Annotated in this window: 9 protein-coding genes and 1 pseudogene; 4 read left to right on the top strand and 6 right to left on the bottom strand. The window is 64.3% G+C overall.

The features are described from left to right. Positions 1–51 precede the first annotated feature (51 nt). Entirely contained in the window at positions 52–3,024 is a 2,973-nt protein-coding gene (locus AC0GNR_RS09965; protein WP_472900802.1) for an L-glutamate gamma-semialdehyde dehydrogenase, read from the top strand. A 42-nt stretch (positions 3,025–3,066) separates the two neighbouring features. Here the strand turns inward: AC0GNR_RS09965 and AC0GNR_RS09960 are convergent, their stop codons facing one another. Next, positions 3,067–6,099, bottom strand: a complete 3,033-nt coding sequence (locus AC0GNR_RS09960) for a sensor domain-containing protein (RefSeq protein WP_472900801.1) — start codon at positions 6,097–6,099, stop codon at positions 3,067–3,069. Between the two features lie 213 nt (positions 6,100–6,312). Between AC0GNR_RS09960 and AC0GNR_RS09955 the strand changes: the two genes are divergently transcribed. Further along, entirely contained in the window at positions 6,313–6,621 is a 309-nt protein-coding gene (locus AC0GNR_RS09955; RefSeq protein ID WP_472900800.1) for an RNA recognition motif domain-containing protein, read from the top strand. Positions 6,622–6,722: 101 nt separating this feature from the next. Beyond that, a pseudogene (locus AC0GNR_RS09950) lies at positions 6,723–8,588 on the top strand (carboxyl transferase domain-containing protein); the annotation flags it as partial. Positions 8,589–8,688: 100 nt separating this feature from the next. Here the strand turns inward: AC0GNR_RS09950 and AC0GNR_RS09945 are convergent. The 5 genes from AC0GNR_RS09945 to purU form a co-directional block, all read right to left on the bottom strand. Next, positions 8,689–9,174 carry a response regulator gene (locus AC0GNR_RS09945; protein ID WP_472900799.1) on the bottom strand — a complete coding sequence of 162 codons (486 nt, stop codon included), beginning with the start codon at positions 9,172–9,174 and terminating at the stop codon, positions 8,689–8,691. Further along, positions 9,171–13,028 carry a PAS domain-containing sensor histidine kinase gene (locus tag AC0GNR_RS09940; RefSeq protein ID WP_472900798.1) on the bottom strand — a complete coding sequence of 1,286 codons (3,858 nt, stop codon included), beginning with the start codon at positions 13,026–13,028 and terminating at the stop codon, positions 9,171–9,173. Before AC0GNR_RS09940 ends, AC0GNR_RS09945 begins: the two co-directional genes overlap by 4 nt. A 51-nt stretch (positions 13,029–13,079) precedes the next feature. Further along, positions 13,080–14,582 carry an FAD-linked oxidase C-terminal domain-containing protein gene (locus tag AC0GNR_RS09935; protein WP_472900797.1) on the bottom strand — a complete coding sequence of 501 codons (1,503 nt, stop codon included), beginning with the start codon at positions 14,580–14,582 and terminating at the stop codon, positions 13,080–13,082. 166 nt (positions 14,583–14,748) lie between these two features. Next, entirely contained in the window at positions 14,749–15,618 is an 870-nt protein-coding gene (locus AC0GNR_RS09930) for a LysR substrate-binding domain-containing protein (RefSeq protein ID WP_472900796.1), read from the bottom strand. A gap of 125 nt (positions 15,619–15,743) precedes the next feature. Beyond that, a complete protein-coding gene (purU, locus tag AC0GNR_RS09925; RefSeq protein WP_472900795.1) occupies positions 15,744–16,592 on the bottom strand; it encodes a formyltetrahydrofolate deformylase in 849 nt (282 codons plus the stop codon). 133 nt (positions 16,593–16,725) lie between these two features. Here purU and aptA point away from each other — a divergent pair, with 133 nt between their 5' ends. Next, entirely contained in the window at positions 16,726–18,066 is a 1,341-nt protein-coding gene (aptA, locus tag AC0GNR_RS09920; protein WP_472900794.1) for an omega-aminotransferase AptA, read from the top strand. The last annotated feature ends 26 nt before the right edge of the window (positions 18,067–18,092 follow it).

Raw genomic sequence — 18,092 nt, 5'->3', positions numbered from 1 at the left:
GGCGGTCAATATCTCGGTATTCACCAATACCCCCGATTTTCGGAGACCGACATGCCCCGCACCACAGACCGACTGCCCTTCCCCTACCGGCCCGAAAACGCCACCGTTTCCCAGCGGCTGGCTCTGCTGCAAGGTGCGCTGGACTGGGCCGCAGCCGCCACGGTGGCGGCGCCCTGGGTGCGTGCGGTGCGCAACAACCCGCCGCCGTTTTGGGCCATGGAAAGCCTGCTCAAGGAATACCCCATTTCCAGCGCTGAAGGCTTGGCGCTGATGCGGCTGGCCGAGGCGCTGCTGCGCGTGCCAGACGCGGAGACCGCCATTGCGCTGACCGCAGACCAGCTGGGCCGGGCCGACTTTGACGGTGCGGCGGATTCGACGCTGGCGCGCCTGTCGTCCACCGCGATCGCGATGTCGAAGAAGTTTTTGCCCGAATCGGGCGGCGAAGCCGGCCTGATGGCCAAGCTGGGTGCCAAGACTGTGGTGGCCGCCACGCTGCGGGCGGTGCAGTTGCTGGGCCGGCAGTTTGTGCTGGGGCAGACGATTGAGGAAGGCATGAAGGAGGCCACGTCGGCCCGCAAGAAGCAGGGCAACCTGAGCTTCAGCTTTGACATGCTGGGCGAGGGTGCCCGCACCGACGCGGACGCGCTGCGTTACCTCGCTAGCTACCAGAATGCCCTGGCCGCCATTGCCCGAGGGGCTGACCCGAAAGTCTCACCGGCCAAGAACGATGGGATTTCCATCAAGCTCAGCGCGCTGCACCCGCGCTATGAAGACGTGCAGCACGAGCGGGTGATGGAAGAACTGGTGCCGCGTGTGTGGACGCTGTGCCGCGCCGCAGCGGCGGCCAACCTGAACCTCACCATTGACGCCGAAGAGGTGGACCGGCTGGAGTTGTCGCTCGACGTGTTCGAGGCGCTGGCTCAGCTGGTGGCCGAGCACTGCCCGCAGTGGACCGGCCTGGGCCTGGCCTTGCAGGCCTACCAGACCCGGGCGGTGGAGCTGATCGAGCACGTGGCTGCGCTGGCTCGCCAGTACAACATCCGCTTCATGTGCCGTCTGGTGAAGGGCGCTTACTGGGACGCCGAGATCAAGCGCGCGCAAGAACTGGGTTTGCCCACCTACCCGGTGTTCACCCACAAGCACCACACCGACGTGAGCTACCTCGCCTGCGCCCGGGCCATGCTGGCCGCGCCCGACGCAATTTTCCCGCAGTTCGCCACGCACAACGCCGGCACCATCGCGGCGATATTGCAGCTCGCGGCCCGACAGGGTGTGCCGTTTGAACTGCAGCGGCTGCACGGCATGGGCGAAGGCATTTACCGCGAGGTGCTGAAGAACCCGATGGTGGCCTGCCGCGTGTATGCGCCGGTGGGCGCTCACCGCGACCTGCTGGCCTACCTGGTGCGCCGCCTGCTGGAGAACGGTGCCAACTCGTCTTTCGTGCACCAGCTGGCCGACGAGTCGGTGGGCATGGACGAGCTGCTCATTTCGCCGCTGCGCCTGGAGCCGCAACCTGCCCTGCCTTTGCCGCTGCACCTGTACGGCCCGCAGCGCCCCAACAGCCAGGGACTCGATCTGGCGGTGGTTTCCCACCGCGACACCTTGCTGGCCGCGCTGGCCAGCACCCCGGTGGTGCCCGTGCAGGAAGCGACAGCCGCCGACGCCGAAGCGGCTTGCGCCCGTGCCATGGCCGCTTTTGCCGGCTGGAACCACACCCCCGCGGCCGACCGCTCCGCCGTGCTGCGCCAGGCGGCCGATGCGCTGCAGCAGCAGTTGCCGCGTTTCTGTGCGTTGCTGGTGAAAGAAGCCCACAAGACCTGGGGCGACGCCGTGTCCGAGGTGCGGGAAGCGGTGGATTTTCTGCGCTTTTACGCCAACGACGCGGAGCGCGTGATGGCACCGCAAACCCTGCCCGGACCTACCGGCGAGAGCAATACGCTGCGCATGGAGGGCCGGGGTGCCTGGGTTTGCATCAGCCCCTGGAACTTCCCGCTCGCCATCTTCATGGGCCAGGTGGCGGCCGCGCTGGCCACCGGCAATACGGTGCTGGCCAAGCCCGCCGAGCAAACGCCGGCGGTGGCGCTCGAAGCGGTGAAGCTGCTGCACGCCGCCGGTGTGCCAGCCAACGTGCTGCAACTGCTGCACGGCCCGGGCGAAACCGTGGGCGCTGCGCTGGTGGCGCAACCCGACATTGCGGGCGTGGTGTTCACCGGCTCCACGCAGGTGGCCAAGATCATCCAGCGCGCGCTGGCTGCCAAAGACGGCGCCATCGTGCCGCTGATTGCCGAGACCGGTGGCATCAACGCCATGCTGGTGGACAGCACGGCCCTGCCCGAGCAGGTGGCCGACGCGGTGGTGCAAAGCGCGTTTCGCAGCGCGGGGCAGCGCTGCTCGGCGCTGCGACTGCTGTGTCTGCACGAAGGCATTGCCGACCATGTGATCGAGATGGTCCAGGGCGCCGCGAAAGAGTTGGTGGCCGGCGCTACCGCCGAGCTGGCCACCGATCTCGGGCCGGTGATCGACACCGAGGCATTTGACGGCATCGGCCGCCACTTGCAGCGCTTGCACGCCGAGGCCAAGCCGCTGCTGCCTGCCGCCACCTCGGCTTCGGCGCTGCCCAACCTGATCCCGCCGCAGATGTTCGAGGTGAACGCCATTGCCGATGTGCAGGCCGAGATCTTCGGCCCGGTGCTGCAGGTGGTGCGCTGGGGTGGCGACCCGATGGCCGTCATGCAGCAGATCAACGCGCTGGGCTACGGCCTCACGCTGGGTATCCAGACCCGCATCGACAGCCGCGCCCAGGCGCTGGCCACTGCGGCCCGGGTGGGCAACGTCTACGTGAACCGCAACATGATTGGCGCCGTGGTGGGTGTGCAGCCCTTCGGCGGCGAAGGCCTGAGCGGCACCGGCCCCAAAGCGGGCGGACCGAACTACCTGATGCGCTTCTGCGCCGAGCAGACCCTGACCATCAACACCACCGCTGCGGGTGGCAACGTGGCGCTGTTTGCCGGACCGGCGCATTGAACGCCATCGGCTGAGACTGTGCAGCGGGGATCCTTCGCCGCTTCAGCCCGCCACCATCATGCCGGACGAGGGGTTGCGCAAAAACGCGTCCAGCGTTTCGATGGGCAGCGCGGGCGCAAACAGATGGCCCTGGAATTGGTCGCAACCCTGGTAGGCCAGAAAGTCGCGCTGCTCGTGCGTTTCCACGCCCTCGGCCACCACCTGCAAGCTCAGGCTCTGCGCCAGCGCAATGATGGCGCGTGAAATGGCCGCATCGTTCGGGTCGGTCAGCACATCGGCCACAAAGCCCTTGTCAATTTTCAACTGGTCCAGCGGCAGGCGTTTGAGGCACGACAACGACGAATAGCCGACACCGAAATCGTCCAGCGACAGCGTGACCCCAAGGTCTTTGAGCATGCCCATTTTCTGGATGGTGATTTCCATGCGGTCGGCCAGCAGGCTCTCGGTGAGCTCCAGCTTGAGCTTGTGCGGGCGAATACCGGTGCGCGCAATCGAGGCCATGACCATGTCCACAAAGTTGGGGTGGCGGAACTGGTACACGCTCACGTTCACGGCAATGCTCAGGCTGGCGGTCTGGGGCCAGTCGGCCCAGGCGGCGAGTTGCTCACAGGCGGTCTCCAGCACCCACATGCCCAGCGGCAGAATCAGCCCCGTGTCTTCGGCCACCGGGATGAAGTCGGCCGGTTTGACCAGCCCCTTTTCTGGGTGCTGCCAGCGCACCAGGGCCTCCACACCCGTGATCACGCCTTGGCGGTCCACCTGCGGCTGGTAGTGCACCACAAACTGTTTCTCGCGCAGGCCCACGCGCAGCGCGGCGCCCACCGCCGCGTTGGCGCTCACCGTGGCCTGCATGTCGGGGTCGAAATAGCACAGCGTGTTGCGGCCCAGGCCTTTGGCCTGGTACATGGCCAGGTCGGCCTGTTTCAGCAGTTCGCTCACATCGCTTTGTTTCCCATTGAAGTCGGTGACGCCAATGCTGGGCGTGGCAAAGTGCTGGTGCCCGGCAATCTGGAACGGCTCGCGCAGCATAGTGAGCACTTTTTCGGCCAGCGCGCGCGACTTGTAGGCCGCTGCCTCCGGGTCGGTGCTGAGGTCGTCCACCATCACCACAAATTCGTCGCCGCCCAGGCGCGCCACGGTGTCGGTCTTGCGCACGCTCTTGGTCAGGCGCAGGGCCACTTGCTGCAGCAACTGGTCACCCATGTGGTGGCCCAGCGTGTCGTTGAGGATCTTGAAGTTGTCCAGGTCAATGAACATCAGCGCGCCGTGCTGGCCCGTGCGGGCACTTTGCGACAACGCCTTTTGCAGCCGGTCCAGCAGCAGCTGGCGGTTGGGCAGGTCGGTCAGCGGGTCGTAAAACGCCAGGTGCCGGATCATGTCTTCGGCTGTCTTGCGCTGGGTGATGTCACGCCCCACCGCCACCCAGTGCGTCACCTCTTCGGCGCTGGCCTGCACCGAAACCACCTCCAGCTCGACCCAGAACGAGGCGCCGTTTTTCCGGTACACCATGAGTTCGGTGCGCGCTTGGCGGGCTTCTTGCAGGCCTTTGGCCATGTCCCGCAGCTTGAGCATCGCCGGGTCCAGTTCCAGCAGCATGCGGGGCGTCTGGCCGAGCACCTCGTCGCGGCTGTAGCCGGTCTGTTTTTCAAATGCATCGTTCACAAACACCATGCGTGGTTCGTCGTCCGGGCCTGAGCCCGCTTCCGCAATGGCCACGATGTCGTTGAGTCGGGCCACGCTGGTCTCCAGCAGCATGAGCTGTTCTTGTGAGCGGCGGCGTTCGGTGACGTCGCGAAAGTACACCGCCAAACCTTCGGCGAACGGATAAGCGCGCACCTCCAGCCATTTGCCCAGCGAGGGGAAAAAATCTTCCAGCTCGATACGGCGGTTGCTTTTGAGCGCACGCCTGAGCTGCTCGCGCAACCGCTGTGCCAAACCCTCGCTGAAGTCGTGCCAGAGTTCCAGGCCCAGCAGGTCGGCCGTGGTTTTTTGCAGCAGGCGTTCGCTCTCCTGGTTCAGGTAGGTGAAGCAGCATTGCCGGTCCAGCGTCACAAAGGCTTCCGTGATGCTGGCCAGCGTGGTGGTCAGGCGCATGGCCAGGCGCAGGGTTTCCTGTTGCGCCTGCTTTTGCACTGAAATGTCTTGCACCGCGCCCTGAATGCGCAGAATGTTTCCGTGGGCATCGCGCACCGCGTTGCCCACGGTGCGAACCCATTTTGGACTCATGCCGGGGACCTGCACCTGTATTTCTTCGTCGAACGCCTCGCCGGTTTGGGCGCAGCGCTCCAGCCGCTGTTGGATACCGCTGCGCCATTCCGGCGTGTAACGCTCCACCATGGCCGACAACGTGCCCACGGATTCCCCGGGCTCCAGGCCCAGAATGCTGGCGTATTCGTCCGAATGCTGAATCTGCCCAGACGCGATGTTGAACGACCAGCTGCCGACACCCGCCGTGTGTTCGGTCAGGTTCAGGCGGCTTTCGCTCTCGTTCAGCGCTTTGTCCAGGCGTTCTTCCCGCCCTTGCGTCAGGTGGGCCGACCGCTGTTGCTGGCGGGCTATATCAAACAGTTGCGCGGCGTGGTTGACCAACGCTTGCAAGCCCGGCAAGCCCTTCGCCAGTGCCTCGAGGCTGCGGGGCGCCGGGTCGAGCAGCGCGAGCCAAGTAGGGTGGGGCGCGCTGCTGCAAGGCAGTGGCAGCACCAGGCAAAACCGGGCGGGGGGCTGCGAACGCACGAGAGGGTGGACCGCCCAGGCGGGATGCGCTGCGGCGTCCAGCAGGCAGCCTTTCAGCGCGGTGTCTGTCGCCACGTGGGTGCACAGCGCCAGGGCGGCGGCCTGCTGATCGAGCGGCAGGCCGCAGGCGCCCAACACCACCGGGCCGCTGGGAAGGGCTTGCACCCACAGGGCTGACGGTACTTGGCCCAAATGGGTGGCCAGCTGCGCCAGTTGCGCCCAATCCATGCTCGGTTGTGCGGCCTGCAGGGAGTCGGTCAAAGGCGCGGTTTCGTCGAAATTTTCAGCACGGTATCCGTGTGGCATGAGGCATCCGCTTTCGTCGGTGTGGGGTTCGAGCATACCGCTCCACCTGTAACAACTTGCCTGGGAAAACGTGGCATTGTTCCTGGGTTTTAGGAACTTCTGGGCAATTGAAGGGCGCTTGAAAAGGTATTTTGTAACAAACTTGTTATCATTTGTAGCATCTGTACTACCATCGCAATCCATACAAAGTCAGACCGCAACCGCCGATCCAATGGCGTGGAGCCGGACTGAAATTCATAGGGGGTGAACGTGAGCGCACTGTCAGAACTCCGGCAGCACAGCGATGTGAGCAGCCTGAAATCCGCCCTGCACCAGTTGTGCAGCGAGTTCGGCCGCATCACACGGCTGGACATCCTCACGGCCATGCACGAAGGCACCAAGCAGGCCATCTGCTTTCTGCGCATGGAGCATCCCGAACAAGAGAAGCAGCTCATGAAAACGCTGGGTGTCGGGCGTTTTGGTGGTGAAGTCGTGTTTGTGTTGAACCTCAACGTGCCGGTCACCGCCGAAGACCCTGGCCCTTCCTCGCAGTGGGCAGACTCCAACCTGTACGAGTAACCTTTGCCACCTCGGCAGAGGTGCGTTGCGCGCGGCTGTCGCCCGATTGACCGGGCTGAACCCACACGCCGCTGCAGAATCCGCGCATGAAAGACCTGCGCTCCCCGCTTCAAGCCCGCATCGTGCAATGGCAGGTCGCACCTGGCGACCTGGTGCGCGCGGGTGCCGTGGTGGTGGTCGTGGAGGCCATGAAAATGGAACACGAGCTGCGGGCCGAGGCCGATGCGTGCGTGGTGGCGCTGTTGTTTGGCGTGGATGAAACGGTGCAGATGGGCGATGTGTTGTTGCACACCGCACCCGTGCCCGCCAACGCGAGCCCGCCCGAGGCCGAGGGCATCGCTCCCGAAGCTTTGGGCTTGGCACAGGCTGCGCAAGACCCTTCTGGCCCGCCCGCGCCCCGCGCCGACCTCCAGCGCCTGCTGACCCGCCAGGCTCTCACGCTCGATGCGGCACGCCCTGCCGCAGTGGCACGGCGGCACAGGCAGGGGCAGCGCACCGCCCGAGAGAACATTGCCGACCTCTGCGACGCGGGCAGCTTCATGGAATACGGCGCCCTGGCCGTGGCCGCGCAGCGCAGCCGCCGCACCGAAGAGGACTTGATCGCCAACACCCCGGCCGATGGCATGGTCACCGGCATCGGTTCGGTCAATGCGGCGCTGTTCGGCAGCGCGTCGGTCGCGCCCGATGGTGCTCAGGCCTGCCGCGTGGTTGTGATGGCCTACGACGCCATGGTGCTCGCGGGCACCCAGGGCATGCGCAACCACGCCAAGACCGACCGGTTGCTCGGCATTGCGCTTGAAAACCAGTTGCCGGTGGTGTTGTTTGCCGAGGGTGGCGGCGGTCGGCCGGGGGATACCGACATGCCCATCGTGGCCGGCCTGCATGTGCCGACATTTGCGTCCTTCGCCCGTTTGTCCGGCCAAGTGCCCGTGGTGGGTATTGCCAGTGGCCGTTGCTTTGCGGGCAACGCCGCGCTGCTGGGGTGTAGCGATGTAATCGTCGCCACCCGCAACAGCAACATTGGCATGGGTGGGCCAGCCATGGTGGAAGGGGGCGGTCTGGGGACGTTTCACCCGGAGGAAATTGGGCCGAGCGCCGTGCAGCATGCCAACGGCGTGATTGATGTGCTGGTGGACGACGAGGCGCAAGCCACCGCAGTGGCCCGCCACTACCTGTCATTTTTTCAGGGCACGGTGTCGAGCTGGCAGTCGCCCGACCCGATGGCCTTGCGCGCGGTGGTGCCCGCAAATCGCCTGCGCGTTTACGACACCCGCGCGGCCATGGACGGCTTGGTGGACTGTGGCAGCTTGCTGCCCCTGCGCACCGCGTTCGGTGTCGGAATTCACACGGCCCTGGCGCGCATCGAGGGGCGCCCGGTGGGGCTGCTGGCCAACAACCCGGGGCATCTTGGCGGCGCCATCGACGCCGATGCGGCCGACAAGGCCGCGCGCTTCATACAGTTGTGCAATGCGCACGGCTTGCCCATCGTCAGCCTGGTGGACACACCGGGCTTCATGGTGGGTCCGGCCGCGGAAGCGCAAGCCCAGGTGCGGCATGTCAGCCGCCTGTTTGTGGTGGCGGCCCATTTGCGCGTGCCCACCTTCTGCGTGGTGTTGCGTAAGGGCTACGGGCTTGGCGCCATGGGCATGGCCGCGGGTGGTTTCCATGCACCGGCTTTCACAGTGGCTTGGCCCACCGGCGAGTTTGGTGGCATGGGGTTGGAAGGGGCGGTCCGGCTGGGCTTTCGCAAGGAGCTGGAGGCGCTGCCCCAAGGCCCTGAGCGCGAAGCCTTGTTTGAACGCTTGCTGGCTCAGCAATACGCCAATGGCGCAGCGACACAGATGGCTGCCACGCTGGAAATTGATGCCGTGATTGACCCGGCTGAGACCCGGACCTGGCTGGTGCGCGGGCTGGCCAGTGCGCGGGTGAAACCGCAGGGCGCCAGCCGCTTTGTTGACACCTGGTAGCGTAGCCCACGCCAAACGAGGCGCAAGCGGTCCGCGCTGGGTGGTGTTTAGCGGTGCATGGGGTGCAGCGTGTGCCCGCGCGCTTGGCGCAGGCCAGCCGTCACATCAGTTCGCCAAACCCAGATGTGCGCACGCCCGCATGTGAGGTTTGGGGCGCGGTCTGGTTGATGTTGATCCAGAATTCGCACACATGCTTCATGGCGCTGAGAAACTGCGAAAACTCGGTGGGCTTGGCGATGTAGGCGTTGGTGCCAGCGTCGTAAGCCCGCTGCAGATCGCTGGGCTCTGTGGACGACGTGAGCACGACCACGGGGATGTTGTGCAAGTGCTCCGAGCCCTTGATTTCCTTAAGCACACCAATGCCGTCCAGCAAAGGCATTTTCAGGTCCAGCAACACCAGCACGGGGTTGCCGCTTGGGCGGTTGGCATAGGCATCGCGCCTGTAAAGGTAGTCCAGGGCTTGCATGCCATCGGACACATGGGTGACGCGGCCGTCCAGACCGTGCCGCGCGAGCGCCAGCCGGGTCAACTCTGCGTCATCGGGGTTGTCTTCAACAAGAAGAATGGCGTTGGCGTTTTTGTTCATGGTTCCAGAGACGCGTACAGCGAATCCTTGGTGACGTCCGGTGACTGCATGTTCTCAAAAGGTAGCGAAAAGTAAAACACACTGCCTTCACCCAGCTGACTTTCAGCCCAGATGCTGCCGCCGTGGCGCTCTACGATACGGCGCGTGAGCGCCAGCCCGATGCCAGTTCCTTCGAATTCAGAAGCTCGGTGCAACCTCTGAAATACACCAAAAAGTTTACCCGCGTAGTTTGTATCAAAACCCACGCCATTGTCACGGACAAAGAAGGTGTAGCCCACGGCTGGGTCGACGCTCCAGCCGATCTCGATGAGTGCACGCTCCCTGGGCCGCGTGTATTTGTAGGCGTTGCCCAGCAAGTTGGCCCAGACCTCGCGCAACAACAAGGCGTCGCCCTGCACCAGTGGCAGGTCGGGAGCGACCAACCAGTCCACGACGCGTCCTTCGGTGTCGTGAGCCAGCTGGCTGACCACGTCGCCCACCAACAGGGCAAAGTCCACCGGTGCCACGTTCACGGCCGAGCGGCCCAGCCGTGAAAAAGCCAGCAAGCCGTCAATCAGTTGGCTCATGTGCCGGGCCGAGCTGCCAATGGTGCTCAGGTAGCGAGCACTGACTTCGTCGCACTGGAGGCCCAGGTGCTCTTCGAGCAGGCTCACAAAGCTGGAAATGTGGCGCAGCGGTGAACGCAGATCGTGTGAGACCGAATACGAGAAAGACTCCAGGTCTTTGTTCGCGGCCAGCAACTGTTCGGTGCGCTCGGCCACCCGGTTTTCCAGCTCGTCGTTGATGTTGCGCATCAGGTCGTCGAGCCGTTTGGCGTCGGTCATGTCGCGGTTGATCTTGGCGAACCCGCGCAGCTCACCGCTGTCGTCGCGCAGCGCGATCAGCAGCGAGTGCGACCAATACTGCGAGCCATCTTTGCGGGTGTGCCAGTCGCTCAGTTCGTGCTGGCCACGCGAAGCGGCGAGCCGAAGCGTCTGGGTCGCCTTGGCCAGGCCTTTTTCGGGGTTGCTGCGGTCGAACAACAAAGCGTAATGGCGCCCCAGCATTTCGGTCGGCGAGTAACCCTCCAGGCGCTGGGCGCTGTCGGTCCAGTCGGTGATGAGCCCGTCGGCGTCCAAAAAGAAGATGCAATATTCGCGCAGGTTGTCCACCATGAGGCGAAAGCGCTGTTCGCTCTCCAGCAGCTCGGCCGAGCGCTCCTGGATGCGCCGCTCCAGTTCGTCGTTGAGCTGGCTCACCCGTTCTTCAATGCGCTTGCGCTCGGTGATGTCGATGATTTGCACGAAGACGCCTTGCACCAGTCCCTCATGGACGTCGGGCAGGTAGGTCGCGTTGATGAAGATGGGTGTGCCGTCCACCGTTCGGCGCCAGGCTTCAAACTGCTGTTTCTGGCCACCCAGCGCGGCACGCATGCGGGGTGCGGTTTCGGCCCAGACTTCCGGGGGCAGGCATTCGCTGATATGCAGCCCCGTGATGTGTTGGGGGTCCATGCCGTACACGCGCAGGTGCTCGGCATTGGCAAACCGGAACCGCAGCATGGCATCGAGGTAGGCGATCAAGCCCGGCACGTGCTCGGTGATGGTGCGCAAGAAACGCTGGTTGTCGTGCAGGGCCATTTCGGCCTGCTTGCGGTGGGTGATGTTGACCACCGTGGTGTTGCTGCGCAGGAAGCGGCCCTGATCGTCGCGCACAGCCGTGGACGACAGGAGTGCGAAAAATATGCTGCCATCGCGGCGGCGCATTTCGTACTCCACACCTTCAATGGCCTTGTCTTCCAGCACGTCCCGCATCCGGGTTTCCAGCAGGTGGTGGTGCTTGGGCGAAATGAAATCAGCGAACCGTTTTTGGTTGACCACTTCCTCGCGGCTGTAGCCCAGCCAGGCCAGCTCTGTGTCGTTGATGGACACGTAGAAGCCATCTTTGTCCAGGGAGTGGTAGCCGCAAGGCGCCTGGTGGTAGAGCGCCTGAGCCTGGCCGAGTGCTTCGTTGAGCTGGCTATTGACCTCGCGTTCGTGGTCTTCGGCGGCTTTGCGCTCGGTGATGTCCACCAACTGAATGATGATGCCCGTTACAGCACCGTCTTGGCGGTAAGGCGTGTATTCGATGCTGGCGTAAAAGGTTCCGCCGGTTGGGAAGACTCGCCGGCCCTCAAAGCGCTGGGTCTCGCCAGCCAAAGCCGCTTTCAGCCGGGGCAGACCGTTGTTGAAATTTTCGGCCGGTGCGACCTGGCTGAGGTGCTGACCGATCAGGCGCTCGGGGTGGTCGTTGAGGCAGCGTGCGTAGCTGGCGTTGGCGAAGCGGCAGATCAGGTCGGTGTCGTAAAACGCGAGCTGTACCGGTACCGAGTTGGTGATAGCTTGCAGGAAGTTGCGCTGGGCTTCCAGCGCCAGCTCTGCCGCTTTGCGGGCCGTGATGTCGACCAGCGTGTTGTTGGTGCGTACAAACGCCCCTTCGTCGTCGTACACGGCGGTGCTGCTGAGCAGCACCCGAAACTGGCTGCCATCCCGGCGCCGCATGCCGACTTCCACCGTCTCCAGTTTTTCGTGGCGCTTCAGACGGGCCAGCCGGTCTCGAACCACCTCCTTGTATTCGGGCAAGACGTGGTCGCGGAAATGCTGCTGGCCGACCACCTCTTCACGGGTGTAGCCCAGCCAGTCCAGTTCGGTCTGGTTGATCAACACATAGGCGCCCTGGGCGTTCACCGAGTGGTAACCGCAGGGAGCCTGGTTGTAGAGCGTTTGAGCCTCGTTCAGCGTGACGCGGATGCGTTGGTTGGCGTTGGCCAGTTCCTGGGTGCGCATCTGCACCCGCGTTTCCAGCTGGACGTTCAGCGCGTGAATCTCGTCCTGCTGCTGCCGGCTTTCGGTGATGTCGCGCGAGACAGCCAACAGCATCACCGGCTGCCCCTGGACGTCGCAGATGGGGGACACCACGGTGTCCCACCACTTCGGCGTGCCTTTGAAGGTGTCCGCCGGTGCCAGGAAGCGCGCGCTTTCGCCGCGCACGGCCGCCTCGATGGCCGCGACAGCCAGCGGGACGCTGTCTTCGGGCCACCATTGGGTCCAGTCGCTTAGTCGCACCTGCTCGAAATCGTCCACCTCGACCAGTTCGCAGCCCTTGGCCGTCATTTGCAGCACGTGACCCTGCAGATCCAGCACTTTTGTGCAATCGGGGCTGCTGGCAATGATTTGTCGGTTGAGGTCTTCCTTCAGCCGCGCGTCGGCTTCCAGTGTGCGCAGGAGGGTGATGTCTTGCACAAACCCCAGTTGACCAGTGATGTTGCCGCTGGCATCGCGTTGCGGCACATTGCGCACCAATACGTGGCAAATGGGCTTGTTTGGGCGCATCAGTCGGCATTCGACATTGAGCGCTTTGCCTTGTGAAACCCCTTGCACCCAGTGCTGTTGCACTTGCTCCAGATCGTCTGGGTGCACCCGCGAGAGCCAGCCGAAATTGGGGAAGTCTGGCCGCGTGAGGCCGAACAGCTGCTGCAATTTGTCGTCCACGTGGGTCAGCACACCCGCGTGGTCGATGCGAAAAATGCCAATCGGAAATACGCTGGCCAGCGCCTCGAACAGCGCCTCGTACTCCAGCCGCGCCGTCACGGTGGTGGGAGCGGTACTCAGTTCGCCCAGTGATGTGTTGAGCCCCAGAGGCAACTGGGCTGCGGATGGCGAGGTGTGTTCCTCGGTGCGTGTTTGGGCTAGGCTGGTTGCGTAACCAGCCCGGAGGTGGGCGTTTTCTTCGCGCAGCGCCTGGATTTGGCGCAGCAGTTCCTGCTCACGAGCGGAAAGCTCCCCGTCACGCGTCAAAGGCGGCGGGGGCGCATCGTTCAGGGGGTAAAACGCCTTCATGTCGCACCACTGTACCCCAGTGTGTCAAGGTGCAACTGTGAAAGTTGACAGTTAAAACCGGGGTAATTCCGGGTGCGCGAGGCGACCACCACGCACCAGCATCTTCCCGTATTCAGCACAACGTTGCAGTGTGGGAATGACCTTGCCGGGGTTGAGTAGCTCTTTGGTATCAAAAGCCCGCTTCACGGCAAACATCTGCTCATTTTCTGCCGCGCTGAATTGCACGCACATGCTGTTGAGTTTTTCCACACCCACGCCGTGTTCACCCGTCACAGTGCCACCCATGGCCACGCTGGTTTCCAGAATGTCGGCGCCAAACAGCTCGCAACGGTGCAATTGGTCGGGGTCGTTGGCGTCAAACAAAATCAGCGGGTGCAGGTTGCCATCACCGGCGTGAAACACGTTGGCGCAACGCAGCTGGTATTTCTTTTCCATCTCGGCAATGGCCAGCAGGATGTCGGCCAGCCGCTTGCGCGGAATGGTGGAGTCCATGCACATGTAGTCGGGGCTGATGCGCCCGCTGGCTGGAAACGCGTTTTTGCGCCCGCTCCAGAAGCGCAGCCGTTCGGCTTCGTCTTTGCTCACGGCGATGGCGGTGGCGCCGCAGCGGCGCAGCACGTCGCTCATGCGGCCAATTTCCTCTTCCACTTCCTCGGGCGTGCCGTCGCTTTCGCACAGCAAGATGGCTTCGGCCGACAGGTCGTAGCCGGCATGCACGAAGTCTTCCACGGCCGCGGTCATGGGCTTGTCCATCATCTCCAGGCCGGCTGGAATGATGCCGGCCGCGATCACCGAAGCCACCGCGTCGCCGGCTTTTCGGATGTCGTCAAAGCTGGCCATGATGCAGCGCGCCAACATGGGTTTGGGCACGAGTTTGACGGTCACTTCGGTGGTCACGGCCAGCATGCCTTCGCTGCCGATCACGAGCGAGAGCAGGTCCAGGCCGGGCGTGTCCAGCGCCTCGCCGCCAAACGTGACCGGTTCGCCCTCAATGGTGTAGCCGCGCACGGCCAGCACGTTGTGCACGGTCAGTCCGTACTTCAGGCAATGCACCCCGCCGGAGTTTTCGGCCACGTTACCGCCAATGGTGCAGGCGATCTGGCTGCTCGGGTCGGGGGCGTAATACAGGCCATGCGGTGCGGCCGCTTCAGAGATGGCGAGGTTGCGCACGCCACCTTGCACCAGCGCCGTACGCGAACGGGGGTCGATTTTGAGGATGCGGTTGAACTTGGCCAGCGACAGCGTGACACCGAGGGCGTGGGGCATGGCGCCGCCCGAGAGGCCGGTACCGGCTCCACGCGCCACCACCGGCACGTCCAGCGCATGACAGGCCTTGAGCACGCCGGCCACCTGGGCCTCGGTTTCGGGCAGCACCACCACCAGCGGGCGCTCGCGGTAGGCGGTCAGGCCGTCGCACTCGTAGGGCACGGTATCTTCGGCTTGCCAGAGCAGGGCATGCGCCGGCACCACCGCGCTCAGGGCACGAACCACCTCGGCCTGGCGGCTGGCGCGGTTGAACTGGGCAACTTCTGCGGGTGAGGTGGGTGCGTTCATGGTGGCTCGTTGGGTGCGTTGGCTGGGCTGAGGGTCAGTTTAGGCCAAAGCGGTTTGCCGCGTTTGAAGAAACTTGCAGCAGGTTGTGAGCGGGTTTGGGGTTTGGGCAGTGAAGGGTTTCACGCCTCTCCCGCCCGCCGCACCCGAACGCGGGTCTGGACCGCCGTCAGCCCACCGCCTTCTTCAGCCATTCGGCAAAAGCCGCGCATTCCCACCGGTCCATGGTGCCGGTGCGCCAGCAGAGGTAGTGGGCGTGCGGGCTGGGTACATGGCGTTCGTACAGCGGCACCAGCGTGCCGTGCTCCAGCCAGGGTGCAGCCAGCTTCAGCCGCACCAGGGCCACACCCATGCCGGCGGCTGCGCCGTCGCACATCAGGCCAATGTCGTTGAACTGCGAGCCGTCCACGGGCTCGGGCCAGTCGAGGTCGTGGGCGGCAAACCAGGTGCGCCAGGGCTCCAGCGGGCTGCGCAGCAGCGGCACGCCTTCCAGGTCTTCCGGCGCGTCAAACGAGCCGTGCTCGCGCGCAAACGCAGGCGAGGCCAGCGGCGTCACCTCGTCCTTCATCAGGCAGACGTGTTCCACGTCGGCGTAGCGGCCGGTGCCGAAACGGATGGTCAGGTCGGCGTCCTCGGCCACCACGTCCAGCAGCGGAATGCTCACTTGCAGCGTGAGGTCAATCTCGGGGTAGGTTTCGCTGAACTGCTTCAGGCGCGGCAGCAAAATGGAGCGCGCAAACGTGGGCGTGACCGCCAGCTTGAGCTTGCGCCGCCCCGGCGTGGCCACGTGGCTGGGAAACTTCTGCAAGGTGGCCAGGCCCTCGCGCACATGGGCCAGGTATTCGCTGCCTTCGGTGGTGAGCGAAAAGTCGGCCCGGCCAAACAGCTTGGTGCCCAAGATTTGTTCCAGCTGCTTGATGCGGTGGCTCACCGCACTGGGCGTGACGCACAGCTCTTCGCTGGTCTGGGTGACGCTGCGCAGGCGCGCCAGGGCCTCGAACGTGAGCAGGCACTGGATCGGCGGAATACGGATCGTCATGGCGTCACCTTAAACGCTGCGGCTGAGGGGAAGTGATCCGGGCACGGCGCGCACGGCCGCCCCGAAGCGGACGTGCGCCCCCCAGTGGGGGGAAGCAGCCTGCAAGGCTGCATCGGGGGGCGTCCTCATTTAAACACCACAGTTTTGTGCCCGTTGAGCAGCACGCGGTGTTCACTGTGCCATTTCACAGCGCGGGCCAGCACCTGGCTTTCGGTGTCGCGGCCCAGGGCGGTCAGGTCTTCCACGGTGTCGGTGTGGTCCACCCGGGCCACGTCCTGCTCAATGATCGGGCCTTCGTCCAGGTCGGCCGTCACATAGTGGGCGGTGGCGCCGATCAGTTTCACGCCCCGGTCGTGCGCCTGGTAATAAGGCTTGGCGCCCTTGAAGCTGGGCAGAAAGCTGTGGTGGATGTTGATCGCTTTGCCTGAGAGCTCGCGGCACAGGTCGTTGCTCAGAATCTGCATGTAGCGCGCCAGCACCACCAGCTCGGCGCCTTCGCTGCGGATGATCTCCAGTTGCTTGGCTTCGGCCTGGGCCTTGGTGGCGCCGGTCACCGGGATGTGGTGAAACGGCACGTTGTAGCTGGCCGCGAGCTGGTAAAAGTCGCGGTGGTTGCTCACGATGGCGCGGATGTCCAGCGGCAGCAGGCCGCTCTTCCAGCGGAACATCAGGTCGTTGAGGCAATGGCCTTCTTTGCTGACGAAAATGACGGTGCGCACCGGCTCGGCCATGGGGTGCAGGGTCCATTGCATGGCAAAGGGCTCGGCAAACAGCTTCAGGCGCAAGCGCAAGTCGTCCTGGGTGAGCTGGCCGCAGGCGAACTGCACCCGCATGAAAAACAGGCCGGTGGCCGGGTCGTTGTATTGGGCTGCTTCTTCGATGTTGCCGCCGTTTTCCAGCAGGAAACCCGAGACGGCGTGCACGATGCCAGGGCGGTCCTGGCAGGAAAGGGTGAGGACGTAGGTGTGTTGCATGGCGCGCTGATTGTCGCAGCATGGCTGCCGGTGGGCCTGCCGGCGCCTTGAGCAGTGGAGCCACCGGCCATGGCGTGTGGTGCCAAAATCGCGGATCGCCCGAGCTTCACAGGGCAGCACAGGAGCCAACACCATGGACAACAACACGCTACGCATGGACAACCAGTGGTTGCCCTTCACCCCCAACCGCAGCTTCCAGAAAGACCCCCGGGTGTTTGTGGCCGCCGACGGCATGCACTTCACCACCCACGACGGGCGCCAGGTGATCGACGGCATTTCCAGCCTGTGGTGCGTGGGCGCCGGCCACAACCGCAAGCCCATCAACGAAGCCATCAAGAAGCAGCTGGACACCCTGGACTACGCCACGGCGTTCAGCGTGAGCAACGACAAAGCGTTTCGCGCCGCCGAAATGATTGCGGCCATGGCGCCGGGCGACCTGAACAAGGTGCTGTTTTGCAACTCGGGATCAGAGGCGGCCGACACTTCGATGAAGGTGGCCCTGGCCTACCACCGCGCGCGCGGTGAAGGCCACCGCAACATGTTCATTGGCCGCGAGCGCGGTTACCACGGCGTGGGCTTTGGGGGCATGAGCGTGGGCGGCATTCCGGCCAACCGCAAGGTGTATGGCACCAGCCTGCTGCCGCGCGTGGACCACATGCGCTTCATCCACGACCCGGTGAACCATGCCTACATCCACAACGCCGAGCCGGTGTGGAACGAAGACCTGCTGCTGGAGCTGGAAAACCGCATCTTGCCGCTGCACGATCCGAGCAACATTGCCGCCGTGATCGTGGAGCCGGTGGCCGGCAGCGCCGGCTGGTACGTGCCGCCGCAGGGCTACTTGAAACGCCTGCGCGAGATCTGCGACAAGCACGGCATCTTGCTGATTTTTGACGAGGTGATCACTGGCTTTGGCCGCCTGGGAACCGCCTTCGCGTCCGACTATTACGGCGTGCAGCCCGACATGCTGAACTTCGCCAAGGCGGTCACCAACGGCGTGTTTCCGCTGGGTGGCGTGGTCTGCACCGACCGCATTTATGACGCCATGATGGGCGCACACGGCAACGCGCCCGAGCACGCCATCGAGTTCTTCCACGGCTACACCTACTCGGGCCACCCGGTGGCCTGCGCGGCGGCCATCGCCACGCTGGACCTGTTCCGTGAAGAACAGCTGTTTGAGCGCGCGGGCGCCATGGGCCCGGTGCTGGGGGACGCCATGCACAGCGCGCTCAAAGGCTTGCCCAATGTGATCAGCATCCGCAGCCTGGGACTGGCGGCCGCGGTGGAGCTTGCGCCGCTGCCAGGCTTGCCGGGCAAACGCGCGTTCGATGTGTTCATGGACTGCTACCACCGCGGCGTGCTGGTGCGCAACGCGGGCGACAACCTGGTGTTCGCGCCGCCCTTCATTGTGGAAAAGCCGCACATTGAGACCATGGTCGGCGTGCTGGCCAACGCCATCAAGCGCGTGGCTTGATCGGCTGATTCGACCCTGACAGGGAC

The sequence above is a fragment of the Hydrogenophaga sp. LT287 genome (assembly GCF_055702805.1).
This window is presented reverse-complemented; position numbering and strand designations above follow the sequence as displayed.

Bases quoted from the DNA above. Each gene is read 5' to 3' on its own strand.
- purU (WP_472900795.1), bottom strand. From the start codon at position 16,592: ATGCAACACACCTACGTCCTCACCCTTTCCTGCCAGGACCGCCCTGGC.
- AC0GNR_RS09960 (WP_472900801.1), bottom strand. From the start codon at position 6,099: ATGCTCGAACCCCACACCGACGAAAGCGGATGCCTCATGCCACACGGA.
- AC0GNR_RS09935 (WP_472900797.1), bottom strand. From the start codon at position 14,582: ATGAACGCACCCACCTCACCCGCAGAAGTTGCCCAGTTCAACCGCGCC.
- aptA (WP_472900794.1), top strand. From the start codon at position 16,726: ATGGACAACAACACGCTACGCATGGACAACCAGTGGTTGCCCTTCACC.
- AC0GNR_RS09965 (WP_472900802.1), top strand. From the start codon at position 52: ATGCCCCGCACCACAGACCGACTGCCCTTCCCCTACCGGCCCGAAAAC.
- AC0GNR_RS09930 (WP_472900796.1), bottom strand. From the start codon at position 15,618: ATGACGATCCGTATTCCGCCGATCCAGTGCCTGCTCACGTTCGAGGCC.
- AC0GNR_RS09940 (WP_472900798.1), bottom strand. From the start codon at position 13,028: ATGAAGGCGTTTTACCCCCTGAACGATGCGCCCCCGCCGCCTTTGACG.
- AC0GNR_RS09945 (WP_472900799.1), bottom strand. From the start codon at position 9,174: ATGAACAAAAACGCCAACGCCATTCTTCTTGTTGAAGACAACCCCGAT.